Raw genomic sequence first — 23,260 nt, 5'->3', positions numbered from 1 at the left:
GGGGGTAGTGGAACACCTGTTCGAGGAGAGGTGATGAGCATGGCCGACCGCGCCAGCACCAACGGCAGGAACGTGAACCCGGACGCCGCCGTCAAGGACCCGGACGACTGGGTCACCGGCGACGAGCCGCCCACCGCCGCCCAGGAGTCGTACCTGCACACGCTGGCGCAGGAGGCGGGCGAGCCGGTGCCGGAGGGCCTGACCAAGGCCGAGGCGTCCCGGCGGATCGACGAGTTGCAGGCGGAGACCGGCCGGGGCCGCTGAGCGGTCAGCGCGGGGGCAGGCGGTGCAGCTCGACCCGGTCGAGCCGCCCCGCCGCCACCCGCGCAGTCAGGTACGTCGCGTGCGGCTGCGCCCGCCGGTCGGTCGGCGAGCCGGGGTTGAGCAGCCGCAGGCCGCCCGGGGCGACGCTGTCCCAGGGGATGTGCGAGTGCCCGAAGACGAGCAGGTCGCAGTCGCCGTACGCGGCGGCGCAGCGCTCCTCGCGGCGGGCCTTCGGGCCGGTCTCGTGCACCACGGCGACGCGCAGGCCGTCCAGCTCGACCCGGGCCACCTCGGGCAGCCGGGCGCGCAGCTCCGGCCCGTCGTTGTTGCCGTACACGCCGACCAGCCGGCGCGACCGCGCCTCCAGCGCGTCCAGCAGCGCCACGTCCACCCAGTCCCCGGCGTGCACCACGACATCCGCGGCCTCCACGGCCGCCCACAGCGGCCCCGGAAGATCCCGCGCCCGCTTGGGCACGTGCGTGTCCGCCATGATCACCAGCTCCACCCCCTCATCCTCCCCCACCCCCCTCTTTCCCGCGCCGATCATGAGGTTGGCGGCACTCGGGGAGATCGACTACGCCGTCAACTTCATGATCAACGCGGAGAGGCGGCGCGGGCGGCGGCGTCGGTGATGCGGCCGGCGGCGGTGATCAGGCCGATGTGCGAGTACGCCTGCGGGAAGTTGCCCATCTGCTCGCCGGTGCCCGGGTCGATCTGCTCGGCGTACAGGCCGAGGTCGTTGGTGCGGGCCGCCAGGCGTTCGAACAGCCGCCGCGCCCGGTCCAGTTCCCCCGCCTCGGCCAGGCCGGCGGCCAGCCAGAACGAGCAGATCACGAACCCGGCCGGGTCGCCGTCGAAGCGGCGCAGCAGCCCGTCGCGCGACAGCCGCCGCTCCAGCAGGTCCATCGTGGCGCGCATCCGCCGGTCGCCCGCCGGCAGGAAGCCGACCAGCGGCATGACCAGCACCGAGGCGTCCAGGTCGTCGGAGCCGAACGCACCGGTGTACGCGCCGACCCGCTCGTTCCAGCCCCGGGCGAGCACCGCCGCCCGCACCTCGTCGCGCGCGGCGGCCCAGCGGGCCACGTCGGCCGGCTCGCCGATGCGCGAGCCGAACCGGACCGCCCGGTCCAGCGCGGTCCAGCACTCCACCTTGGAGGAGACGTAGTGCCGCTGCGGGCCGCGCGCCTCCCACATCCCGGCGTCGGGCCGGTGCCAGCCGCGCTCGGCCTGGTCGGCGAGCGTACGCAGCAGGTCACGCACCTCCGGTGACATGGGGTCGAGGTAGTAGCGCATCAGCCAGGCCGCATCCAGCACCTCGCCCAGCACGTCGTTCTGCCGCTGCCGCCAGGCGTCGTTGCCGACGAGCACCGGCCGGCTGCCGGCGTACCCGGCGAGGTGGTCGAGGTCGTGCTCGGTCAGGTCCCGCTCCCCCTCGACGCCGTACATGATCGGCACCGGCTCGTCACCGATCCGGCCCATCGCCCGCGCCACCCAGGTGAACTGCCGGTCCGCCTCGTCCGGGCAGGCGGCCCGCCAGAGCGCCTGGAGGGTGAGGCTGAAGTCGCGCAGCCAGACGTAGCGGTAGTCGTAGTTGCGGTCGCCGCCGAGCCGCTCCGGCACCGAGGTGGTGGCCGCCGCGACGACGGCGCCGCTGGGCGCGTACGTCATGCCCTGCACCGCGAGCGCGCTGCGCCGCACCTCGTCGCGGTACTCGCCCTGGTAGTCGTGCAGCGCCGACCAGGACCGCCACCCGGCCACCGTCTCGGCGATCACCTCGGCGGCGTCGGGCAGCGCCGGTTCGGCGCCGGCGTACGTCGGGGCGTACCCGAGGGTGAAGCGGTGCGTGCTGCCGGCGCGGGCGGTGAACCGCCCGGTGGCGGCTCCCCCGGCGATGGTGAGCGGGACGTCGGCGCGCAACTCCAGGCGGCAGGCGCCGGCGGTGGCGCGGATCACGCCGTCGCGTTCGGTCAGGTAGGCGCCGACGCGGCCGTACTCGAAGCGGGGCGCGTAGTCGACGCGCATCGTCACCTCGCCGGTGAGCCCTTCCACCAGCCGGGCCAGCACCCGCGGCGAGCGCATCCCGATGTCGTGACCGCGCGCGCCGGGCTCCAGCGCCAGCGCGTCGGTGACGGCCACCGTGCCGGTCGCGGTGGCGAAGACGGTACGCAGCACGAGCGCGTCGTCCAGGTAGGAGCGCGTGCTCGTCGACTCCCCCTCCGGGCGGATGCTCCAGTGCCCGGCGTCCTCGTCGAGCAGGCGGCCGAACACCGACGGCGCGTCGAACCGGGGCGGGCACCACCAGTCGACCGAGCCGTCGCGATCGACCAGGGCCGCGCTGCGCCCGTCGGCGAGGAAGCCGTGCTCGCTGATGTGTCGGGTCGGCACGGGTGTGGCTACCCGGCGCGGGGCGTCGGCATGCCTCGCCACATCGGTCCGGGCCGGTGCGTTACCGCTGCCCGGCGACGGGAACGCGGCGGGTTGACGAAGGAGGATGCTCATGACCAGACCCTCGACTCCGACCACGGCCTGGCAACCCGGCATGCCGGGCAGCGACAACCTCCCGTCCGGCCCGGGCGGTCGCCCGACGCCGCCGAGCGGGGACGGGCACGGACCGCAGGCCGGTTCGGCGACCGTCACAATCGGCTCGTACCCGGACTATCCGTCCGCCCAGCGGGTGGTGGACTATCTGGCCGACAACCGGTTCCCGGTGGAACGTACCTCGATCGTCGGTACGGACCTCACGCTCGTGGAGACCGTGATGGGACGGCTCACCACGGGCCGGGCGGCCCTGCTCGGGGCCGGCACCGGCGCCTGGTTCGGTTTGTTCATCGGGTTGCTCTTCGGCATCTTCACCGCCGGCAACTGGCTCGCGGTGATCCTGGTCGGCCTGGTGATCGGCGCGATCTGGGGTGCCGTGTTCGGCGCTGTCGCGCACGCGATGAGCGGCGGTCAGCGTGACTTCACGTCGGCCAGTTCGCTGCGGGCCGCCCAGTACGCGGTGACGGTGGACGCGGAGATGGCCGGGCAGGCCCAGCAGCTGCTCAGCCGGATGCACCTGACACCGACGGGCGCCACCGCCCGCTGACCGGCAGGGCGATGAGGGGAGGGCCGGGCGGCCCTCCCCTCATTCGTGGTACGCGCGCTCGCCGGCGCGCAGCGGCACGTCCACCCGGTTCTCCGGCGGGGCCAGCGGGCAGGCCCACCTGTCGTCGTAGGCGCAGCTGGGGTTGTAGAGGTAGTTGGCGTCCAGCCGGACCCGGTCGCCGGGCAGCACGGTCAGGCCGCGGCCGAACGTGCCCTTCACCGTGTCGGTGAGATACCGGCCCCCGCCGTACGACCCGTCGCCGCAGGTGGCGTCCCGTACCGGCAGGAAGAGTCCGCCCCCGTACGCCTCGATCCACCAGAGCGTGAGCGGTCCCCACGGCGTGTCGGCGACGGCCACCCGCCGGTACGCGACCACGCCGTCCGGGCCGCCGGTGTCGATGCGCAGCTCGCCGGAGGTGGCGCGCAGCGGCGCCTCGACCACTGCCGACGGGTCGGGCGGGCACCAGCGCAGTCCGGTGAAGCCGGGCCGGTCGGCGGGCGGCACCGGGCTGCTGGGGTGGGTGCGGAACAGCTCGTCGCGGGCGGCCCGGAAGCCGGCCAGGTCGAGGTCGGACAGGTAGAGCGCCGCCACCCGCTCCCGCCAGTCGAGCAGGTCGAGATCGTCCATTCCCCGACCCTAGCCGGGCGGCCCGTTCAGGTTTTAAGAAGCCCCCTAAGGCGCGCTGGTCCGCGCAAGCCAGGGCCACTTGTTTAAATTTTAAATAGTGCTACTCTCGGAGCCATGACGGAGAGCCTGGACGCCGAGCGGATGGCCTGCTGGCGCGCGTACATCGAGTCGAGCCAGCGGCTGTTCACCCGGCTCGAGGACGACCTGCGCGCCGACAGCGACCTGAGCTTCGCCGACTACCACGTGCTGGTGCTGCTCTCCGAGGCGCCCGGCCAGCGGCTGCGCATGGGGGAGCTGGCCGACCGGCTGGTGTTCTCGCCGAGCCGGCTGACCTACCAGATCACCACGATGCGCAAGCGCGGACTGGTGGCGAAGGAGGCGTGTCCGGCCGACCGGCGCGGCAGCGAGGCAGTGCTCACCGCGGCCGGCCTGTTCGCCCTTCGCGAGGCCGCGCCGCACCACCTGCGCTCCGTGCGCGCCCACCTGATCGACGACCTCGACGACGCCGAGGTCGCCTGCCTCACCCGGGTCTTCGAGCGGCTCGGCCGGCGCCTGCGCGCCGACCGCACCGCGTCGTCCGTCCCGGCCGACAAGTAAGGAGCCCCGCGATGCCCGCGATCACCGTCGACGACGTCCTCGTCCTGCCCCGCCTGCCGAAGCTCGGCGAGGCCACCGAATACCGCTCCGTCCGCCGGGTCACCACTGCCCCCAGCGGGTACGAGGGCGAGGGTTTCCCGGTCCGCCGGGCCTTCGCCGGCGTGCCGATGACCGAGCTGGACCCGTTCATCCACCTCGACCAGATGGGCGAGGTCGACTACGCGCCGGGCGAGCCGAAGGGTACCTCCTGGCACCCGCACCGCGGCTTCGAGACGGTGACCTACATGATCGACGGGATCATGGACCACCAGGACTCGACCGGTGGCGGCGGCACCATCACCGACGGCGACACTCAATGGATGACGGCCGGAAGTGGCCTGCTGCACATCGAGGCGCCGCCGGAGCACCTGGTGACGAGCGGCGGGCTGTTCCACGGCCTGCAGCTCTGGGTCAACCTGCCCAGCATCGCCAAGATGAGCGCGCCCCGCTACCAGGACATCCGCGGCCGGGAGTCGGCGCTGCTCACCACGCCCGACGGCGGCGGCCTGATCCGGGTCATCGCCGGGGAGGTCGCCGGGCACCAGGGTCCCGGCTCGACGCACACGCCGATCACCATCGCGCACGTCACGTTGCAGCCCGGCGCCGAGCTGAGCCTGCCGTGGCGGTCGGACTTCAACGCGCTGGTGTACGTGCTGGCCGGCCGCGGCACCGTCGGCACCGACCGGCGGCCGATCCACCTCGGCCAGCTCGCCGTGCACGGGCCCGGCGAGGCGCTGCGGATCACCGCCGACCGGACGCAGGACTCCAACGCCCCGGCGCTGGAGCTGTACCTGATGGGCGGCCAGCCGATCCGCGAGCCGGTGGCACACTACGGCCCATTCGTGATGAACACCCGCGCCGAGCTGATCCAGGCGGTCGAGGACTTCCAGGCCGGCCGGCTCGGGGTGATCCCGACCGGGCGGGTGCCGCACAGCGACGGCCAGGGCGACCGGCCCTGACCTGCCACGGGCGCCCCGGTCCGCCGGGGCGCCCGGCCGCGGTCTCAGGAGACGGCGAAGATCCCGGCCACGCCGAGGATCACCATCAACAGGACCGCCACCAGCGCACCCCGCTCCCCCTCCACCGCCTGGTCGCGGTCGTCGGTCACGGTGTTCGTCGTCTCGGCGGGCATGTCGGTGCCTCCTCGGTGTCGCGATCCAGGGGTCCGGCGTACCCCTGGCGCGCGGCACCCACGCGACCTGCTGCTCGCCGTGCGGGGTCCTGCCGGGGGTCCTACCGTGTGAGGACGTCGTCGACCTCGGGGGTGGAACGTGACTCTGCGGGACTGGTTCCTCACCGCACAGGAACGCGCCAACCCGGGGTCTGAGTTACCCGTCTGGACCGATGGAAACCTCGCCGAGCCGTTGATTCACGGAGCCGCGTACTTCGACCGCCTGGTCAGCGAGGTGGAATCGCTCACCGCGGGCGATCATCTGTTCTTCACCGACTGGCGCGGCGACCCGGACGAGCGGATGCGCCCGGACGGCCCGACGGTGGCGCAGTTGTTCGCGCGGGCCGCCCAGCGCGGGGTGATCGTCAAGGGCCTGGTCTGGCGCTCCCACCTCGACACGCTGTCCTACAGCGAGGCGGAGAACCGCGACCTCAGCGAGGCGATCCGGGCGGCCGGCGGCGAGGTGCTGCTCGACCAGCGGGTCCGGCGCGGTGGCTCGCACCACCAGAAGCTGGTGGTGCTGCGCCATCCGGGCGACCCGAGCCGGGACATCGCGTTCGCCGGCGGCATCGACCTGTGCCACAGCCGCCGCGACGACGCCGGCCACGCCGGCGACCCGCAGCCGATCGGCATGTCCCCCCGGTACGGCCCCACGCCGCCCTGGCACGACGTGCAGCTCGCGGTGCGCGGGCCGGTCGTCGGCGCGCTCGACACCACGTTCCGGGAGCGGTGGACCGACCCGATGCCGCTGGACTCGGAGAACCCGATGGCCTACCTGCGGGACCGGCTGCGCGGTTCCGACCTGCGCCCGGACCCGCTGCCCGAACAGCCCGCCGACCCGCCGCCCTGCGGGCCGCACCACGTGCAGGTGCTGCGCACCTACCCGGCGGTGCGGCCCCGCTACTCGTTCGCCCCGGACGGCGAGCGCACCGTGGCCCGCGGCTACACCAAGGCGGTACGCCGGGCCCGGCGGCTGATCTACCTGGAGGACCAGTACCTCTGGTCGACCGAGGTGGCCGAGCTGTTCGCGCAGGCGCTGCACGAGCATCCGGACCTGCACCTGGTGGCGGTCGTGCCCCGGCACCCGGACGTGGACGGCCGGCTCGCGCTGCCGCCGAACATGGTGGGCCGGGAGCAGGCGCTGTCGCTGTGCCACCGGGCCGCGCCGGAGCGGGTGCACGTGTTCGACGTGGAGAACCACGACGGCACGCCGGTCTACGTGCACGCCAAGATCTGCGTGGTGGACGACGTGTGGGCCAGCGTGGGCAGCGACAACTTCAACCGCCGCTCCTGGACGCACGACAGCGAGCTGTCCTGCGCGGTGCTCGACGACACCCGCGACACCCGCGCGCCGGCCGACCCGGCCGGGATGGGCGACGGCGCCCGGGTGTTCGCCCGCGACCTGCGGCTGCGACTGTGGCGCGAGCACCTGGACCGTGATCCCGGCGGCACGCAGGACGACGACCTGCTGGACCCGGCGGACGCGGTGGCCGCGATCACCGCGGCGGCCGACGAGCTGGACCGCTGGCACGCCGGGGGCCGGGCCGGTCCCCGCCCGCCGGGCCGGTTGCGGCCGCACCGCCCGGAGCGGCTGCCCTGGCGTACGCGGCTCTGGGCGCTGCCCGCGTACCGGCTGGTCTACGACCCGGACGGCAGGCCGCTGCGCGCCCGGCGGGCCGGCACCTGGTGACGGTCGCTCACCTCGTCGGGCACGTTCGGGCGGGCCGGATAGGCGAACGAGACCCGGGGCGAGTAGAAGCCCCAGCACACGTGCAGCGGGTTGGCCGGCCGCAGCGCGTGGACCGGATGCTCCGGCGCCGGGAACTCCACCGACTCGACCTCGAACGGTGACACCGGCTCGGCCACGTACGGGTAGTCGGTGACGATCAGCTCGCCGTCGCGGCCGGTGAGGTAGCGGTGGTGGCCGTTGTGGACCTCGGTGCCGGTGTGCCCGACCCGGGCGGTGACCCGGATCAGCACCGTGCCGTCGGCGGCCCGGGTCTCGGCGGTGAGCCGGTCGCCCCGCAGGTCCAGGCGCGTCTCCCCGGCGGCGGCGGGCGCGCCCCGTGCGGCGGCGTACCGCCGGACCCGCTCGCTGGAGGAGAAGTAGTGGGTCCACCAGCCACCCGGCGTCCCGCCGTCGGGCGGATCCATGTCCGTCAGTGAGACACCCAGGTAGGTGAGCGAGTACGCGCCGAAGCCGGAGGTCTGTGTCTCGTCGTCGACCACGTACTGGTTGACGAAGACCTGACGCTGCGGGTGCGGACGCAGACCGGCGGGCAGCAGGGTCTCGACCACGCCGGGATCCGCCGGGAGCCAGCTGAACAGCAGCGTCCGGGCGTTGATGACGAGTTGCGGCGCGGCGGGATCCAGCACGGTGCCTCCGTTGACGTGTCGCTACGGACGGTACGGGCGGTCCCGTCGGCGGGACAACGACAGAAAGGCGACACTTCGCCCACCTGTCGGATTCCGCGTTGACCGATCGGGGCGCGCTATGCCCGGAAAAACGAGGTCCATACCCCGCCACACCTTAAGTACATCGTACTTTCGGCTAGATTTCGGCAGCACGATCGGGCTATGGTGGCTCCCGAACGTACTACCGTCACCTAAACCTGAGCGTCACGTCTTTTTTCTTCCGCGGACGAGGTGCAGGGAGGACCACCCATGACCGCCCACACGATCAGCGCCCCGGCGACCACGCCGGCCGGCTCCGCGAAGCTCGACCCCCGCTCGCTCACCGACAGCGCCGCCGACCTGCTCGCCGCCATGGCCGCGCTGCCGGCCGGCCACCCCTCGCGGCCCGCGCTGCGCGACCGCGCCATCGAGGCGTGGCTGCCGCTGGCGAACCACCTGGCCCACCGCTACAGCGGCCGCGGCGAACCGAACGACGACCTGGCGCAGACCGCCGCGATCGGCCTGATCAAGGCGATCGACAAGTTCGACCCGTCGCGCGGCGTCGACTTCGCCGGCTACGCGATCCCCACCATCATCGGTGAGCTCAAGCGCCACTTCCGCGACCGCACCTGGGACATCCGCGTCCCCCGCCGGTTGCAGGAGCTGCGCCTGGCGATCTCCGACGCCAACAGCACGCTGCTCCAGACGCTCGGCCGCTCGCCGACGGTCGCCGACATCGCCGCCCACCTCAAGCTCACCGAGGAAGAGGTCCTCGAAGGCCTGGAGGGCGCCCGCGCCTACAACGCGGTGTCGCTGTCCACGCCGACCGGCGACGGCGAGCGGGCCACCGAGCTGGGCGACCTGCTCGGCGGCGAGGACGGCGAGTTCGAGCTGGCCGAGACGCGCGTCGCCCTCGGCCCGGCGCTGGCCACGCTCGACCAGCGCGAGCAGAAGATCCTCACGCTGCGCTTCTACGGCAACCTGACCCAGTCGCAGATCGCCGAGCAGATCGGCGTCTCGCAGATGCACGTGTCCCGGCTGCTGGCCCGGGCCCTGACCAAGCTGCGCGGTCAGCTCGACGGAACGTACTAGCAGGTGGCGGCGGCCGGGTCGGCGGACCCGGCGCAGCGGTCCACCCGGCCCGGTCGGCGGTGCGCCGGCCGGGCCGTTCCGTGTCCGCCCACCGGGGCCGGTGCGACAGCCCGCCGGGGGCGGGTGCGAGAGTGGGTCGGTGCTCGCCGACGTCGCCCTCGACCTGCCGGTCCGGCCGGTGCTGCCGGCACTCGTCGAAGCGCTGCGCGACCGGGGCGCCGCCGTGCTGGTGGCGCCGCCGGGCACCGGCAAGACCACCACCGCGCCACTCGCGGTCGCCGACGCCGTCGCCGGACGGGTGGTGATCGCCCAGCCCCGGCGGGTCGCCGCACGCGCCGCCGCGCACCGGATGGCCGCGCTGCTCGGCGAACGGGTCGGCGACCGGATCGGCTACGCGGTGCGCGGCGAGCGCCGGGCCGGGCCGCGTACCCGGATCGAGGTGGTCACCACCGGTCTGCTGGTGCGCCGTCTGCACCACGACCCGGAGCTGCCCGGCGTGGACGCGGTGCTGCTCGACGAATGCCACGAACGGCAGCTCGACGCCGACCTGGCGCTGGCGTTCAGCGTCGAGGCGCGCGGCACGCTGCGCCCGGACCTCTGGCTGCTGGCCATGTCGGCCACCCCGCAGGCGGACCGCTTCGCCGCGCTGCTCGGCGCGGGCGACCCCGCCCCCGTGGTACGCGCCGAGGCCGCCCTGCACCCGGTCGAGCGGGTGTGGGCGCCGCCGCCGCGCCCGGTGACGCCACCCGGCGGTGGCCGGGTCGATCCCGCGCTGCTGGACCACGTGGCCGCCACGGTCCGCCGGGCGCTGCGCGAACGCGAGGGCGACGTGCTGGTCTTCCTGCCCGGCGCGGGTGAGATCGGCGCCGTCGCGCGCCGCCTGGCCGACCTGCGCGACGTCACGGTGCTGCCGTTGCACGGACGGCTGCCCGGCCCGGCCCAGGACGCGGCGCTCACCCCCGCCGCCGGGCGGCGCGTGGTCCTCGCGACGGCGGTGGCGGAGAGCAGCCTGACCGTGCCGGGCGTCCGGGTCGTGGTGGACGCCGGCCTGAGCCGGGTGCCCCGCACCGACCTGGCCCGAGGGCTGGGTTCGCTGGTGACGGTGCCGGTGTCCCGGGCGGCGGCGACGCAGCGGGCGGGCCGGGCCGGGCGGGAGGCGCCGGGCGCGGTCTACCGCTGCTGGTCCGAGGCGGCACACGAGCGGCTCGCCCCGCAGCCCGAGCCGGACATCGCCACCGCCGACCTGACCGGGTTCGCGCTGGAGCTGGCGGCCTGGGGCACCCCGGACGGCGCCGGCCTGGCGCTGCCCGATCCGCCGCCACCGGCCGCGCTGGCCGTCGCGCGGGAGACCCTGGGCACGCTCGGCGCGGTGGACGACGACGGCCGGATCACCGCGCGCGGCCGGGCGGTCGCGGCGGCGGGCACGCATCCCCGGCTGGCGCGGGCTCTGCTGGACGGCGCGCCCCGGGTCGGCCCGGACCGGGCCGCCGAGGTGGTGGCGATCCTCGGCGAGGACACGCTGGGCGGGACGGGGGACGACCTGCCCGCCCGCTGGCGGCGGCTGCGCGACGGCGTCGACCCGGCCGCCACCGCGCGCTGGCGCACCGAGGTACGCCGCCTGCGCGCCGCTCTGCCCGCCGACGACGCCGAACGGGAGCGCCTGCCCGACGATCTGGCCGCGGGGCTGATCGCCGGACTCGCGTACCCGGAACGGCTGGCCCGGACGCGGCGGCCGGGCGGGTCCGCGTACCTGATGGCCGGCGGGACCGCCGCGGAGCTGACGCCCGGGTCGGGGCTGGCCGGAGCGGCGTGGCTGGCCGTCGCGGTGGCCGACCGCTCCCCCGGCGCGCCGGCCGCGCGGGTACGGCTGGCCGCGCCGATCGACGAGGCGACCGCCCGGGAGGCCGGGGCGGCGCTGCTATGTTCCGGGCGGGAGGTGGCCTGGACCGGCGGCGACGTGGTGGCCCGGGAGGTGGACCGGCTCGGCGCGATCGAGCTGCGCGAGCGGCAACTGACCGCGCCGGAACCGGAGCTGGTCGCGGCGGCGCTGCTGGACGGGCTGCGGCAGGAGGGGCCGGGACTGCTGCGCTGGACGCCGGAGGCGACCGGGCTGCGCCGCCGGATGGCGTTCTGCCGCCAGGCGCTCGGCGGGGACTGGCCGGACGTCTCCGACGCGGCGCTGCTCGACCGCGCCCCCGACTGGCTCGCGCCGGAGCTGGTCCGCGCCCGCCGCCGGGCCGACCTGAGCCGGGTGGACGTGGTGGCGGCGCTGCGCCGGCTGCTGGACTGGCGGCAGGCCGCCCGGCTGGACGAGCTGGCCCCGGAACGGCTCGCGGTGCCCAGCGGGTCGCGGGTACGTGTCGACTACGCCGATCCGGGCGCGCCGGTGCTGGCGGTGAAGCTCCAGGAGACGTTCGGCTGGCGGGACGTGCCGCGCATCGCCGACGGGCGGGTGCCGGTACTGCTGCACCTGCTCTCCCCCGCCGGGCGGCCGGTGGCGGTCACCGCCGACCTGGCGTCGTTCTGGCGCACCGGCTATCCGCAGGTGCGGGCGGAGCTGCGGGGCCGCTACCCGCGTCACCCATGGCCGGAGGACCCGACCACCGCCGAGCCGACCCGCCGGGCCGCTCCGCGCCGCCGGTGAGGGCTACTCCTCGACGACGTCGGCGATCACGACGGTGATGTTGTCCGGGCCGCCGGCCCGCAACGCCAGGTCGATCAGCCGGGCCGCGCAGGCGTCCCGCTCCATCTGCTCGTTGAGGACCTCGGTGAGCGTGTCCGCGCGGACGACGTTGGAGAGGCCGTCGCTGCACAGCAGCCAGCGGTCGCCCGCGCGGGGCACCATCGTCGCGTACGACGGGGAGACCTGGTCGCCCTGCAACGCCTGGGTGACCACGGCCCGCCGGGGGTGGCTGCTGGCCTGCTCGGCGGTGATCACGCCCTGGTCGACGAGCATCTGCACGAACGTGTCGTCGCGGGTGACCTGCTTGAGCACGCCCTCGCGGAACAGGTAGGCGCGGGAGTCGCCGACGTGCGCCAGCGCCAGGCAGCTGCCGGTACGGGCGAACAGCAGCGCGGTGAGCGTGGTCCCCATGCCCTGACGTTCCGGGTCCTCCTCCACCGCCTGGCGGATCCGCGCGGTGGCCAGCTCGATCGCGCCCTGGAGCGCGGCGACGAGCGCGTCCTCCGGCGTCTCCACGTCCAGCGGGGCGATCGCGTCGATCGCGATACGGCTGGCCAGGTCGCCGGCCGCCATGCCGCCCATGCCGTCGGCCACCGCGACCAGCCAGGGGCCCGCGTGCTGCGCGTCCTGGTTGCCGCTGCGGATCAGCCCACGGTCGCTCGCTCCGACGGAACGAAGCTTCAGGGTCATGGGTCGCAGCCTGCCAGGTCGAGGGCTCGGTTGTCTGTAGGAGATCACCGACATCGTACGTGGCGCGCCGGACCCCTCCGCGAGCGGGCGCTCGGCCGAGCATCGGGCCGGATCGATTGACAGCGACGGAACGCGGTGGAAACATCGGCCTGATATTGGGAGCGCTCCCAGTTCCCGGTCTCCCCCACCACCCCCGAGCACGGAAGGAACCTCCGTGACCCGATCCCGACGTCGGCTCGCCGCGCTCGCGGCCACCACGCTGGCGCTCACCGGCCTCACCGCCGGCCCGGCCCTTGCCGAGGTGCCGCCGGACGCCCCCGAACAACTCCGCAACGGCGACTTCAGCGCCGGTGTCTCCCCCTGGTTCTCCTACGGCACCGGCGACCTCGCTGTCGTCGACGGCCGGCTCTGCACCACCGTCGCGGCCGGCACCGCCAACCCGTGGGACGCCGGCATCGGCCAGGACGCGGTGCCGCTGATGCAGGGCGCCGAGTACGAGCTGTCCTTCGACGTCTCCGCCACCCCGGGCGCGGCCGTCAAGGCGGTGCTGCAGCTCGGCAGCGCCCCCTACACCACGTACGCGAGCGTCGACGCCACCGCCACCGGCACCTCGAAGCGCGTCACCACCACGTTCACCTCCCCGGCCGAGAACCCCACCGCCCAGCTGATCTTCCAGGTCGGCGGCAGCGCCGAGGCGCAGACGTTCTGCCTGGACAACGTGTCGCTGCGCGGCGGGGAGCCGGCGCCGCCGTACGAGCCGGACACCGGGCCCCGGGTCCGGGTCAACCAGGTCGGCTACCTGCCCGGCGGGCCGAAGCACGCGACTGTGGTCACCGAGGCCACCGACGCGCTGCCCTGGCAGCTGAAGTCGGGCAGCGGCGCGGTGGTCGCCAGCGGGAAGACCACGCCGCGCGGCACCGACGCCGCCTCCGGGCAGAACGTGCAGACCGTCGACTTCTCCGCGTACCGCAAGCCGGGCACCGGCTACACGCTCACCGTCGACGGCGAGACCAGCCACCCGTTCGACATCTCCGGCGCGCTCTACGACCGGCTGCGCGCCGACTCGCTGCAGTTCTTCTACGCCCAGCGCAGCGGCATCGAGATCGACGGCGACCTGATCGGCGAGGAGTACGCCCGCCCGGCCGGCCACCTCGGCGTCGCGCCGAACCAGGGCGACACCGACGTGCCGTGCCAGGCCGGCGTCTGCGACTACTCGCTGGACGTGCGCGGCGGCTGGTACGACGCGGGCGACCACGGCAAGTACGTGGTCAACGGCGGCATCGCCACCTACCAGCTCCTGAGCACCTTCGAGCGGACCAAGACCGCCGAGACCGCCGACGGCGGCGCCGCCCTGGGCGACTCCACGCTGCGGCTGCCCGAGCGCGGCAACGACGTGCCGGACGTGCTCGACGAGGCCCGCTGGGAGCTGGAGTTCCTGCTGCGCATGCAGGTGCCGGCCGGCAAGCCGCTGGCCGGGATGGTCCACCACAAGATCCACGACCGGAACTGGACCGGCCTGCCGCTGCAGCCCCAGGACGACCCGGAGCCGCGTGAGCTGCACGCGCCGTCCACCGCCGCCACGCTGAACCTGGCCGCCGTCGCCGCGCAGTGCCAGCGGCTGTACGCCCCGTACGACGCCGCCTTCGCCGCGCGCTGCGGCACCGCCGCGAAGACCGCGTACGCGGCGGCCAAGGAGCACCCGGCGATCTACGCCTCGGCCAGCGACGGCACCGGCGGCGGCGCGTACGACGACTCCAACGTCAGCGACGAGTTCTACTGGGCCGCGGTCGAGCTGTGGCTGACCACCGGCGACAAGGCGTACCTGGCCGACGTCACCGGCTCGCCGCTGCACACCGCCGACGTGTTCGCCCCGAACGGCGCGTTCGGCTGGCAGAGCGTGGCCGCGCTGGGCCGCCTGGACCTGGCCACCGTGCCGAACACGCTGCCCGCCGCGGAGAAGACCCGGATCCGCGAGTCGATCACCGCCGCCGCCGACAGCTACCTGGCCACGATCGCCGGTCAGGCGTACGGGCTGCCGTTCCCGGGCAGCGCCGACGCGTACGTCTGGGGCAGCAACAGCAACCTGGTGAACAACGCGATCGTGCTGGCCACCGCGTTCGACCTGAGCCGGGACGCGAAGTACCGGGACGGCGCGGTGCAGGCCGCCGACTACCTGTTCGGCCGCAACGCGCTGAACATGTCGTACGTGACCGGGTGGGGCGAGCAGCACGCCCGCAACCAGCACAGCCGGATCTTCGGCCACCAGCTGAACCCGGACCTGCCGCGCCCGCCGGCCGGCTCGCTCGCCGGTGGCCCGAACGCCGCGCTGCAGGACCCGTTCGCGGCGAACCTGCTCGCCGGATGCGCGCCGATGTTCTGCTACGTCGACGACATCAACTCGTACGCGACGAACGAGGTGGCGATCAACTGGAACTCGGCGCTGGCGTGGCTCGCGTCGTTCCTGGCCGACCAGGGTGACGCCGGCGCGGTGCCGGCGCCGTCCTGCGCGGTCACCTACACCACGCACGGGAGCTGGCCGTCCGGCTTCACCACCCAGGTGACGGTGCGCAACACCGGCACGACGGCGGTGAACGGGTGGAGCCTGCGGTGGGCGTTCCTCGGCGACCAGAAGGTGGACCACGCCTGGTCGGCGCAGCTCGGCCAGAGCGGCGCCACGGTCACCGCGAAGAACCTGTCCTGGAACGCGAAGCTGGCGCCGGGCGCGTCCACCACGTTCGGCTTCAACGGCACCGCGTCCCGGTTCCCGAACCCGGATCCGGGGCTGGTCACCCTGAACGGGAAGGCCTGCACGGTCTCCTGACCGAGCTGACCGGACGCCATCGCAGGACCGGGTACGGTCCTGCGATGGCGTACCTCTTCCTGCTCGGCGCGATCACCGCCGAGGTGATCGGCACCAGCCTGCTCAAGGCCACAGACGGTTTCACCCGGCTCTGGCCCACACTGGGCCTGGCGGTGGCGTACCTGTCCGCGTTCGGGCTGCTCTCGCTGGCGGTGAAGGACATCCCGGTCGGCGTCGCGTACGCCGTCTGGTCCGGCCTCGGCACCGCCGCCATCATGGCGATCGGCGCGGCGTTCCTGGGCGAGCCGCTGAGCGTGGCGAAGGTGATCGGAGCGGGGCTGGTGATCGCCGGGGTGGTGGTGCTCAACCTCGGCGGCGCGCACTGAGCGCCACCCGGCTCAGGCCGCCGCGCGCAGCAGCCGGAGCTGCCCGATCTCGGCCACGTTCTTCATCAGCTCGGCGTTCACCCACGCGGCCAGGTGCGTCACGGTGAGACCGGCGTCGGCGGGCCAGGGGTACGCGGACGGCCGGTCCAGGTCGGCCTCGGTCAGCCCGTCCAGCGTGTCCGTCCACTCCGACCGCAGCTCCCGCAGCCAGGCGACCGTCTCCGCGCCCGGTCCGGGCCAGCGGATGTCGTCGCGTTCCCGCGCCGGCCGCTGCCGCACGTGGTCGGCCGCGACCGACCACCACCAGCCGATGTGCCAGGTCAGCCACGCGATCGTGGGCACCGGCACCGGGTCCGGCTCGGTGTCGGCCCAGTCGGGACGCCACCCGCCGCCCGGGCCGGGGCGCATGGTCCAGCACAGCGCGGCCGGCTCCCAGAGGAAATCCGCCGGCTCCAGCCGGTCGAAGTGGTACTCGGCGAGCGCCCAGGTCAGGTCGAACTGCCGGCGCAGCAGGGCGGTCACGGAGGCGGGCACCGCGCGATCGTGGCACGGCAGGCGCCCGCGGTCGACCGGTTAACCCGCCGCGCGGGGTCGGCGTGCTGCCCTGGGTCGCCGTGTCGTCCCGGAAGAGAAGGGTTTCCCCTCCGGCGTTATGCCTCTCAGGCATATTCATGACTGAGAGGCATAGCGCTCAGAGCTCATCCTTCCAGCGGTGCCTGCCGACCGCGCGTCACCCCGCTTACGAGAATCCGGTGGACTCGCACACGCACGTGCGCGACCGTGACCTTCGTGGGCGGCGACGCGGAACGTCGGGTGTGGGCGGCAATGCCAGCCGGTAGCCGCAAGGCGCTCGCCGCGCTCCCGGCGGCGGACCTGCGAACACTGCTTCTCGGCGTCGCCCGGGACCGCGCCGGGGCCGTCCGTCCGGCGCAGGTGCTGCGGCGCTGGCAGGAGGACCGGTTCGTCCGGCCGTCCGCGGCCGACCCCCGTGCGCTGTCCCGGGTGGAGGGGCGGATCTGGTCGTTGTTACCGCCGGACGTGGCAGGGGTGGAGTTGTCGCCGGTGGCGCCACTCGGCACCTGCGCCGCCGTCGCACCGGTCAGCCAGCACCGGATCGTCTCCACGATGCGCGGCACGGAGGTGGTCAGCGACCCGACGAACGCCCTGGCGGTGGAAGCTGCGGCGCGCCGCAGCCAGGCCGACGAGGTGCACCTGGCCGCGATGCACAGGGTGCTGCGGGCACAGGACTTCGGTCCTGACGCCTCGGCCCACTTCCGGCTCTGCGCGCTCGTCTCCACCGCGCGGGACACCGGTTCGGGGCGCACCGAGGCCCGGCTGCTTCTTCGGCATCTCACCTTCTGGCGCACCGTGCTGGCCGAGCTGGCCCCGGCGGCCGCACCGCGATTGCACGTCACGGCCCTGGACCCGATCGTCGGCGAACGGCTCCACGACACCGTCCGGCCCGCGTTCGGCGACAGCCTTGTTTCCCTGCACGACGAGCCGGAGCGAAAACGCGGTCGCGGCTACTACCGGGGCGCCGCGCTGCGCGTCTCGCTGCACGACGACAAGCGGGATGTCGGTGACGGCGGCTTCACCGACTGGACCGCCCGACTGCTCGGCGACGCCAAGGAGCGCTGCCTGATCTCCTGCCTGGCGACCGAACGCCTCGCCGACTTGACACCTTGGTCCGACGGAGGCCGCTGAACGGCGCGCTCACCGGAGCGCGGGGATTGATCCGCGGGGTGAGCGGCATCGCTTTGTCCAGGGCAACGCGACAGCCGACCCGCGCCTAGCGTCGACCTCATGGCCCCGGCCGGACCTCGCTGATGGGACGCATCGCGCCGCTCCCGCCGCCCAGGGCGGTGGCTGGCCGGCGGCGCGCTCTACCTGGCCCGGAACGTGGGACTGGCTCGTACGAGACGGACGGGGTGGCGATCAACCGGAACGTGGCAACGCCCCGATGCCCGGTCGACGGATCAACCGCTCAGTCGGGTAGGCGTGCGGGGACGGGGCGGCGCATCGCGATCCGCTCGGCCGGGTCGAGGCCCAGCGCCGCCTCGGCGGCCAGCAGCTCGATCAGGCCGGGCGTCAACTCCGCGCCGCTCAGCTCGCGGAATCCGCACCGCACGTAGTAGGGCCCGTTCCACGGCACCGAGCGGAACGTGGTCAGCGTCAACGCCGGCAACCCCTGCGACGACGCCCACACCGCCACCCGGTCGAGCAGACGCCGCCCGATGCCACGGCGGGCGTACGCCGGATCGACGCTGAGCTGCTGCACGTGCGCCGCGCCGTCGACCAGATCGGCGAGCACGAACGCGATCGGCCGGTCGGCCGGGTCGGTCGCCACCCACAGCCGGCCGGCGCGCTGCCCGGCGGCCAGCGCCTCCACCGGCAGCGGCGGCATGTCGGCCACCAGGGTCATGCCGATCTCCCGGAACGGGGTGCCGGAAGCCACCTCGATCCGCTGCACCTCGGTCAGTTCCTCGGCCCTGGCGATCCTGCTGCGCTCCACGGCGCCGACCCTGGCAGAGCGGGGACTGGCAGGCGAGGGATTTCCCGCACCGCGCTCGCTCCGGATGTTTCGGCGGTGACCGGCGGCGGCGACGCCCGGCGGGCTCGCGGTGTGACAGGCGTCGCCCCGAGCGGGGCTCCGGGCCAGCCGGAACAGTCCTAGCGTCGACCCCATGGCCCTCGCCGGACCCCGCTGATGGGACGCGTCTCGCCGCTCCCGCCGCCCGGGCCGCTGCGCACCCTCGCGTACGCCACGCTGGTCAACACGGTCGGCGCGGGGCTGTGGCTGGCGGGCGGGGCGCTCTACCTGACCCGGGACGTGGGCCTCTCCGCCACCTCGGTGGGCGCCGGGCTCACCGTCGCCGGGCTGGTCGGGCTCAGCGCGAGCGTGCCGCTTGGCGCGCTGGCCGACAGGTCGGATCCGCGTACGCTCCGGGCCGTCCTCCAGGTGGGCCAGGCGGTCGCCGCGCTCGCGTACCTGCTGGTCGGCTCGTTCCCGGCGTTCCTGGCGGTGGCGGTGCCGGAGGCGCTGCTCGCGACCGGCAACCTGGCGGTACGGGCGGCGCTCGTGGCCGCGGTGGGCGGCCCGGACGGCCGGGTGCACGCCTTCGCCACGCTGCGCGCGGTGGCGAACCTGGGCATCACCGTCGGTACCGCGCTGGCCGGGATCGCGCTCGCGGTGGACACGCACCGGGCCTACCAGGTGCTCGTGGTCGGCAACGCGGCCACCTACCTGCTCTCGGCGGCACTGCTGCTGCGCCTGCCGCCGCAGCCGGCCGCCGACGCGCGCCGGGCCACGGCGGCGAGACCGGCACCCGACGCGGAGACGACGCCCGGAGCGATGACGACCGGCGGTGGCACCCGACGCGGACCGGGCGCGCGGCGGCGCGGCGGACCGCTGCGGGACGGACGATTCCTCGCGGTCAGCGGCGCGTCGGCGGTGCTGAGCACGCACGTGACGGTGCTCGTGCTCGTCGTACCGCTGTGGACCGTGGACCGGGCCGGCGCGCCGCCACCCGTGGTGTCGGCGGTGCTGCTGGCAAACACGGTGCTCACCGTGCTGCTCGCGGTCCGGCTGAGCCGGGGCGCCGAGCGGGCCGCGCCGGCCGCGCGGAAGCTGCGCCGGGCCGGGCTCGTGCTCGCGGCGGCCACACCGCTGTACGCGGCGACAGCCGCCATGCCGGTGCTCCCGGCGGTCGTCCTGCTGCTCGTCGCGACGGCGGTGTGGACGGTGGGCGACCTGTGGCACGGCGCGGCCGGGGCGGGCCTCGCCTACGACCTGGCCCCGCCCGGCGCGATCGGGGCCTACCAGGGCGCGGACGGCCTGCTCGCCGGGTTGGCCCAGGCGCTCGGCCGGGGCCTGCTCACGCTGCTGGTGCTCGGCAGCGGTCCGGTCGGCTGGCTGGTGCTCGGCGTGGTCTTCGCCGCCGCGGGGCTGGCCGCCCCGGCGCTGACCCGCCGGGCGGTGGCGCACCGGCCGGCGCCACGGGCGCGACCCGTCGGCGTGCCCGGCTGAGCGCGGTGTAGCAGCATGGCGGGATGACCGACCAGTCCTCCCTCACCATCCGCCCCGGCGGACCCGGCGACGCGCCCACGCTGCTGCGGCTGCTCGACAGCGCCACCGCCTGGCTGGCCGAACGCGGGCGTACCGACCAGTGGGGCACCGAGCCGGCGTCGATCGACCCGCGCCGCATCGCCCAGGCCGAGGAGTGGGCGGCCGGGGACGGCCTGTACCTGGCCGAGATCGACGCGACGGTGGCGGGCGCGCTGGTGGTGGGCGCGGCGACGGACTACGTGCCGCCGGCCACCGAACCGGAGCTGTACGTGAACCTGCTGGTCACCGACCGGGCGTACGCGGGGCGCGGGGTCGGTGCGGCGCTGCTGGCGTACGCGGCGGAGCTGGCCCGCGAACGCGGCGTGGGCCTGCTGCGGGTGGACTGCTTCCGCAGCCCCGACCGGGCGCTCGTCCGGTTCTACGAGAGCTGCGGGTTCACCGCCACCGAGCCGTTCACCGTGGAGCGGCCGGGCCGCCCGACGTGGACCGGGCAGGTGCTGGAGCGACGGGTCGGCTGAGTCAGCCGATCTCCTCGTCCACGAAGCACCAGCGCCACGACTCCCCCGGCTGGACCGACCGCATCACCGGATGCCCGGCCGACTCGAAGTGCTTCGTGGCGTGCTGGTACGGCGACGAGTCGCAGCAGCCCACGTGCCCGCAGGTCAGGCAGGCGCGCAGGTGCACCCAGTCCGGGTTGCCGATCGCCACGCAGTCCGGGCACTCGGTGGTGGTGGCGGGCTCGGCCGTGCCCGCCTCGGCCAGGTGCCGGCAGCTCATTCGACGACCTCCTGTCGCAGCAGTGACTCCTCCAGATCCAGGTCACGATAGGCGCGGGTGAGCACCTCCTCCGGGATCTGGCCGGAGTCGCGGGCGGCCCGGAACACCTCCCGCTCGGCGTCGATCATCTCCTGTCGCAGGCGCGCGTACGCCTGGGAGGGGGTTTCCCGTTCGGTGCCGCCGAGCCGTTCCCAGGCCAGGTTGGCCCGGGTGGTGGTCAGCCCGCGCAGGCGTTCCACCACCGCTTCCGGCGCGCCCTCGGCCAGTTCGTCGAGGCGTTCCCGGGCCGCCCGGCTGGCCCGCTGCTGCACCCCGGCGGCGGACAGCGCGTCCTGTACCGGGTCGTCCGGCGGCAGCCGCAGCCGCCGGGCCAGCCACGGCAGCGTGGCGCCCTGCCCGACCAGCGTCGCCACGATCACCGCGAACGCCAGCCAGATCAGCAGCGCGCGCGGGTACGGCGTGTCGCCGGCGAGGGTGAGCGGCAGACCCAGCGCGGCGGCCAGCGTCACCACGCCGCGCATGCCGGCCCAGCCGATGACGACCGGGAACTGCACCGGCGGCGCGGGATCGCGCCGGCGTACCCGCGGCACCAGCCGGGCCAGGTAGGTGGCCGGGAAGACCCAGACGAACCGGGCCAGGAAGACGGCGGCCAGCACCGCGGCGGTGATCGCGGCGATCGAGCCGAGCGGCTCCTCCAGGTCGCGTACCACCTCCGGCAGCTGCAGGCCCACCAGCAGGAACACCAGTCCTTCGAGGAGAAACCGGATCAGCCGCCAGAACGCCGTCACCTGCAGGCGGGAGGCGGCCGACATGAGCGTCGGCAGCTTGTGCCCGATGCCGAGGCCGGTCACCACCACCGCGACCACCCCGGAGGCGTGGATCTCCTCGGCGGCGAACACCACGGCGAACGGCACGATCAGCGACAGCGCGTTGTCCAGCACCGGGTCGGTGGCGCGTTTGTGCAGGAAGCCGAAGACCACCACGCCGAGCAGGCCGACCAGGACGCCGCCTCCGGCCGCGACCACCACCTCCCGGGCCACGTCGCCGAACCCGACGCCGCCGGTGGTGGCGGTCGCCGCGACGATCGCGACCCGCAGCAGCACCAGCGCGGTGGCGTCGTTGACCAGGCTCTCGCCCTCCAGGATGGTGACGATCCGCCGGGGCAGGCCGACCCGGCGGGCCACCGCGGTGGCGGCGACCGCGTCCGGCGGCGCCACCACCGCGCCCAGCGCCAGGCAGATCGCGTACGGCAGCTGGGGCAGGAACCAGTGCACGACGGTGCCCACCACGAACGCGGTGAAGATGACCAGCCCGACGGCGAGCAGCAGGATCGGCCGCAGGTTGAGCCGGAACGCCGGCACCGACGTCTCCACCGCCGCCACGTACAGCAGCGGCGGCAGGATGCCCACCAGCACCAGGTCCGGGTCCAGCCGCACGTGCGGGAAGAACGGCAGGAAGGACAGCGCGAGACCGAGCACCACGAGCAGGATCGGCGCGAGCAGGCCGAGCTTGCGGGCCAGCGCCGCGCCGAACGTGGCGATGGCCAGGAAGACCACTACCTCGAACAGAGCATCCACGAGCGTCGAGCCTATGCGCCGCGGCGTCGATGTGTGATCAGGCGGCGGAGCGCAGCTTCGGCAGCACCTCCGCGCCGAACGTGTCGATGAACGCGCGCTGCTCCTGCCCGACGTGGTGCAGCGCGATCTGGTCGAAGCCCAGCGCCACGTACTCCTCCAGCCAGCCGATGTGCCGGCCCAGGTCGGCGGAGACGTTCACGGTCTCGGCGACCGTCGACATCGGCACGTCGGCGCTCGCCACGTCGAAGTGCTCGGGGGTCTCCAGGTCCCAGCACACCGGCGGCGCGAACACGTTGCTGCGCCACTGGTCGTACGCGATCACCTCGGCCTCGGCCTGCTCGGGCGCCCAGCTCACGTGCACCTGCAGGTGCAGCGGGCCGCGTCCGCCCGCGCCCCGGTAGGCGTCGATCATCCGGCGCAGGTGCTCGACCGGCGCGTTGACGGTGATCAGCCCGTCCGCCCACTCGGCGCACCAGCGTGCGGTGGCGACGCTGACCGCGGCGCCGACCAGCGCGGGCGGCTCCTCCGGCCGGGTCCACAGCTTCGCCCGGTCCACTGTGACGAGGCCGTCGTGGCTGACCTCCTCGCCGGCCAGCAGCGCCCGGATCACGTCGACGCACTCGCGCAGCCGCGCGGAGCGGACGTCCTTGCGCGGCCAGACCTCGCCGGTGATGTGCTCGTTCGCCGCCTCGCCGGTGCCCAGCGCGGCCCAGAACCGGCCCGGGTACATGGCGCCGAGCGTGCCGATGGCCTGCGCGATGATCGCCGGGTGGTAGCGCTGGCCGGGCGCGTTCACCACGCCGAAGGACAGGTTCGTGGCCTGGAGCGCGGACCCGAGCCAGGACCAGGCGAACCCGGACTGGCCCTGCCGCTCGCTCCACGGCGAGAAGTGGTCGGAGCACATGGCCGCGTCGAAGCCGGCGCGCTCGGCGTGGATCACCGCCTCCAGCAGCCGGGCCGGGTGGATCTGCTCGTGGGATGCGTGGAAGCCGAACGCCGTCATGGTGGGCAC

The 23,260-nt window shown here is 74.4% G+C and carries 23 protein-coding genes; 12 read left to right on the top strand and 11 right to left on the bottom strand.

What is annotated here, in order from left to right; genetic code table 11:
* Positions 1–39: 39 nt before the first annotated feature.
* Positions 40–264, top strand: a complete 225-nt coding sequence (locus J3R08_RS11635; RefSeq protein WP_043330357.1) for a DUF3072 domain-containing protein — start codon at positions 40–42, stop codon at positions 262–264.
* Between the two features lie 4 nt (positions 265–268).
* On the opposite strand, the gene J3R08_RS11630 is transcribed toward J3R08_RS11635, so the two are convergent.
* Together J3R08_RS11630 and J3R08_RS11625 are read right to left on the bottom strand one after the other, a co-directional pair.
* Positions 269–769 (bottom strand): metallophosphoesterase, encoded by a 501-nt coding sequence (locus tag J3R08_RS11630; RefSeq protein ID WP_209961118.1) that lies wholly within the window; start codon positions 767–769, stop codon positions 269–271.
* Positions 770–858: 89 nt separating this feature from the next.
* Positions 859–2,649, bottom strand: coding sequence for a glycoside hydrolase family 15 protein (locus tag J3R08_RS11625; RefSeq protein WP_209961115.1), 1,791 nt, complete (start codon positions 2,647–2,649; stop codon positions 859–861).
* Positions 2,650–2,761: 112 nt separating this feature from the next.
* Between J3R08_RS11625 and J3R08_RS11620 the strand changes: the two genes are divergently transcribed.
* Positions 2,762–3,349: a general stress protein gene (locus tag J3R08_RS11620; protein WP_043325043.1), complete on the top strand. Its 588-nt coding sequence runs from the start codon at positions 2,762–2,764 to the stop codon at positions 3,347–3,349.
* Between the two features lie 39 nt (positions 3,350–3,388).
* On the opposite strand, the gene J3R08_RS11615 is transcribed toward J3R08_RS11620, so the two are convergent.
* On the bottom strand, positions 3,389–3,976 hold the full coding sequence (locus J3R08_RS11615) for a DUF1684 domain-containing protein (protein ID WP_209961114.1): 588 nt from the start codon (positions 3,974–3,976) through the stop codon (positions 3,389–3,391).
* Positions 3,977–4,090: 114 nt separating this feature from the next.
* Between J3R08_RS11615 and J3R08_RS11610 the strand changes: the two genes are divergently transcribed.
* Together J3R08_RS11610 and J3R08_RS11605 are read left to right on the top strand one after the other, a co-directional pair.
* Positions 4,091–4,573: a MarR family winged helix-turn-helix transcriptional regulator gene (locus J3R08_RS11610; protein WP_043325045.1), complete on the top strand. Its 483-nt coding sequence runs from the start codon at positions 4,091–4,093 to the stop codon at positions 4,571–4,573.
* 11 nt (positions 4,574–4,584) lie between these two features.
* On the top strand, positions 4,585–5,571 hold the full coding sequence (locus tag J3R08_RS11605; RefSeq protein ID WP_209961111.1) for a pirin family protein: 987 nt from the start codon (positions 4,585–4,587) through the stop codon (positions 5,569–5,571).
* 44 nt (positions 5,572–5,615) lie between these two features.
* Here the strand turns inward: J3R08_RS11605 and J3R08_RS32395 are convergent, their stop codons facing one another.
* The gene (locus tag J3R08_RS32395) at positions 5,616–5,744 is read right to left on the bottom strand and encodes a hypothetical protein (protein ID WP_255292629.1); all 129 of its coding nucleotides are present in this window, start codon (positions 5,742–5,744) and stop codon (positions 5,616–5,618) included.
* 139 nt (positions 5,745–5,883) lie between these two features.
* Here J3R08_RS32395 and J3R08_RS11600 point away from each other — a divergent pair, with 139 nt between their 5' ends.
* A complete protein-coding gene (locus J3R08_RS11600) occupies positions 5,884–7,473 on the top strand; it encodes a phospholipase D-like domain-containing protein (RefSeq protein ID WP_187694324.1) in 1,590 nt (529 codons plus the stop codon).
* On the opposite strand, the gene J3R08_RS11595 is transcribed toward J3R08_RS11600, so the two are convergent.
* Complete coding sequence (locus J3R08_RS11595) at positions 7,422–8,159, bottom strand: hypothetical protein (protein ID WP_209961110.1); 738 nt, start codon at positions 8,157–8,159, stop codon at positions 7,422–7,424. The two genes, J3R08_RS11600 and J3R08_RS11595, sit on opposite strands and share 52 nt — an antisense overlap.
* 288 nt (positions 8,160–8,447) lie before the next feature.
* Between J3R08_RS11595 and J3R08_RS11590 the strand changes: the two genes are divergently transcribed.
* On the top strand, positions 8,448–9,269 hold the full coding sequence (locus J3R08_RS11590; RefSeq protein WP_043325049.1) for a SigB/SigF/SigG family RNA polymerase sigma factor: 822 nt from the start codon (positions 8,448–8,450) through the stop codon (positions 9,267–9,269).
* Positions 9,270–9,408: 139 nt separating this feature from the next.
* On the top strand, positions 9,409–11,913 hold the full coding sequence (hrpB, locus tag J3R08_RS11585; protein ID WP_209961108.1) for an ATP-dependent helicase HrpB: 2,505 nt from the start codon (positions 9,409–9,411) through the stop codon (positions 11,911–11,913).
* Positions 11,914–11,916: 3 nt separating this feature from the next.
* Here the strand turns inward: hrpB and J3R08_RS11580 are convergent, their stop codons facing one another.
* Entirely contained in the window at positions 11,917–12,642 is a 726-nt protein-coding gene (locus tag J3R08_RS11580; protein ID WP_043325052.1) for a PP2C family serine/threonine-protein phosphatase, read from the bottom strand.
* 214 nt (positions 12,643–12,856) lie between these two features.
* Between J3R08_RS11580 and J3R08_RS11575 the strand changes: the two genes are divergently transcribed.
* Entirely contained in the window at positions 12,857–15,463 is a 2,607-nt protein-coding gene (locus J3R08_RS11575) for a glycoside hydrolase family 9 protein (RefSeq protein WP_209961106.1), read from the top strand.
* 44 nt (positions 15,464–15,507) lie between these two features.
* The gene (locus tag J3R08_RS11570; protein WP_043325054.1) at positions 15,508–15,828 is read left to right on the top strand and encodes a multidrug efflux SMR transporter; all 321 of its coding nucleotides are present in this window, start codon (positions 15,508–15,510) and stop codon (positions 15,826–15,828) included.
* 12 nt (positions 15,829–15,840) lie between these two features.
* Here J3R08_RS11570 and J3R08_RS11565 read toward each other — a convergent pair whose 3' ends face one another.
* On the bottom strand, positions 15,841–16,362 hold the full coding sequence (locus tag J3R08_RS11565; RefSeq protein ID WP_209961104.1) for a DinB family protein: 522 nt from the start codon (positions 16,360–16,362) through the stop codon (positions 15,841–15,843).
* Between the two features lie 291 nt (positions 16,363–16,653).
* Between J3R08_RS11565 and J3R08_RS11560 the strand changes: the two genes are divergently transcribed.
* A complete protein-coding gene (locus tag J3R08_RS11560; RefSeq protein ID WP_064447551.1) occupies positions 16,654–17,532 on the top strand; it encodes a hypothetical protein in 879 nt (292 codons plus the stop codon).
* A gap of 280 nt (positions 17,533–17,812) precedes the next feature.
* Here J3R08_RS11560 and J3R08_RS11555 read toward each other — a convergent pair whose 3' ends face one another.
* Entirely contained in the window at positions 17,813–18,340 is a 528-nt protein-coding gene (locus tag J3R08_RS11555) for a GNAT family N-acetyltransferase (protein WP_231915570.1), read from the bottom strand.
* 195 nt (positions 18,341–18,535) lie between these two features.
* On the opposite strand from J3R08_RS11555, the gene J3R08_RS11550 reads away from it, so the two are divergent.
* Positions 18,536–19,855, top strand: coding sequence for an MFS transporter (locus tag J3R08_RS11550; protein ID WP_083297123.1), 1,320 nt, complete (start codon positions 18,536–18,538; stop codon positions 19,853–19,855).
* Between the two features lie 23 nt (positions 19,856–19,878).
* Positions 19,879–20,412: a GNAT family N-acetyltransferase gene (locus J3R08_RS11545; protein WP_209961102.1), complete on the top strand. Its 534-nt coding sequence runs from the start codon at positions 19,879–19,881 to the stop codon at positions 20,410–20,412.
* A gap of 1 nt (position 20,413) precedes the next feature.
* On the opposite strand, the gene J3R08_RS11540 is transcribed toward J3R08_RS11545, so the two are convergent.
* The 3 genes from J3R08_RS11540 to J3R08_RS11530 are packed head-to-tail and all read right to left on the bottom strand — an operon-like array spanning position 20,414 to position 23,260.
* Positions 20,414–20,671, bottom strand: coding sequence for a UBP-type zinc finger domain-containing protein (locus J3R08_RS11540; RefSeq protein WP_043325056.1), 258 nt, complete (start codon positions 20,669–20,671; stop codon positions 20,414–20,416).
* Positions 20,668–22,248: a Na+/H+ antiporter gene (locus J3R08_RS11535; protein ID WP_209961100.1), complete on the bottom strand. Its 1,581-nt coding sequence runs from the start codon at positions 22,246–22,248 to the stop codon at positions 20,668–20,670. Before J3R08_RS11535 ends, J3R08_RS11540 begins: the two co-directional genes overlap by 4 nt.
* A gap of 37 nt (positions 22,249–22,285) precedes the next feature.
* Complete coding sequence (locus J3R08_RS11530) at positions 22,286–23,260, bottom strand: TIGR03885 family FMN-dependent LLM class oxidoreductase (protein WP_280841759.1); 975 nt, start codon at positions 23,258–23,260, stop codon at positions 22,286–22,288.

This window comes from Micromonospora sp. HB375 (genome assembly GCF_017872985.1).
Lineage (GTDB): Bacteria > Actinomycetota > Actinomycetes > Mycobacteriales > Micromonosporaceae > Micromonospora > Micromonospora chalcea.
The sequence above is the reverse complement of the archived record's forward strand: the minus strand, read 5'-3'. Positions and strand labels throughout refer to the sequence as shown.

Coding starts and splice junctions, on each gene's coding strand:
- J3R08_RS11605 (WP_209961111.1), top strand. CDS start 4,585: ATGCCCGCGATCACCGTCGACGACGTCCTCGTCCTGCCCCGCCTGCCG.
- J3R08_RS11550 (WP_083297123.1), top strand. CDS start 18,536: ATGGGACGCGTCTCGCCGCTCCCGCCGCCCGGGCCGCTGCGCACCCTC.
- J3R08_RS11610 (WP_043325045.1), top strand. CDS start 4,091: ATGACGGAGAGCCTGGACGCCGAGCGGATGGCCTGCTGGCGCGCGTAC.
- J3R08_RS11540 (WP_043325056.1), bottom strand. CDS start 20,671: ATGAGCTGCCGGCACCTGGCCGAGGCGGGCACGGCCGAGCCCGCCACC.
- J3R08_RS11560 (WP_064447551.1), top strand. CDS start 16,654: ATGCCAGCCGGTAGCCGCAAGGCGCTCGCCGCGCTCCCGGCGGCGGAC.
- J3R08_RS11615 (WP_209961114.1), bottom strand. CDS start 3,976: ATGGACGATCTCGACCTGCTCGACTGGCGGGAGCGGGTGGCGGCGCTC.
- J3R08_RS11635 (WP_043330357.1), top strand. CDS start 40: ATGGCCGACCGCGCCAGCACCAACGGCAGGAACGTGAACCCGGACGCC.
- J3R08_RS11570 (WP_043325054.1), top strand. CDS start 15,508: ATGGCGTACCTCTTCCTGCTCGGCGCGATCACCGCCGAGGTGATCGGC.
- J3R08_RS32395 (WP_255292629.1), bottom strand. CDS start 5,744: ATGCCCGCCGAGACGACGAACACCGTGACCGACGACCGCGACCAGGCG.
- J3R08_RS11620 (WP_043325043.1), top strand. CDS start 2,762: ATGACCAGACCCTCGACTCCGACCACGGCCTGGCAACCCGGCATGCCG.
- J3R08_RS11545 (WP_209961102.1), top strand. CDS start 19,879: ATGACCGACCAGTCCTCCCTCACCATCCGCCCCGGCGGACCCGGCGAC.
- J3R08_RS11580 (WP_043325052.1), bottom strand. CDS start 12,642: ATGACCCTGAAGCTTCGTTCCGTCGGAGCGAGCGACCGTGGGCTGATC.
- J3R08_RS11590 (WP_043325049.1), top strand. CDS start 8,448: ATGACCGCCCACACGATCAGCGCCCCGGCGACCACGCCGGCCGGCTCC.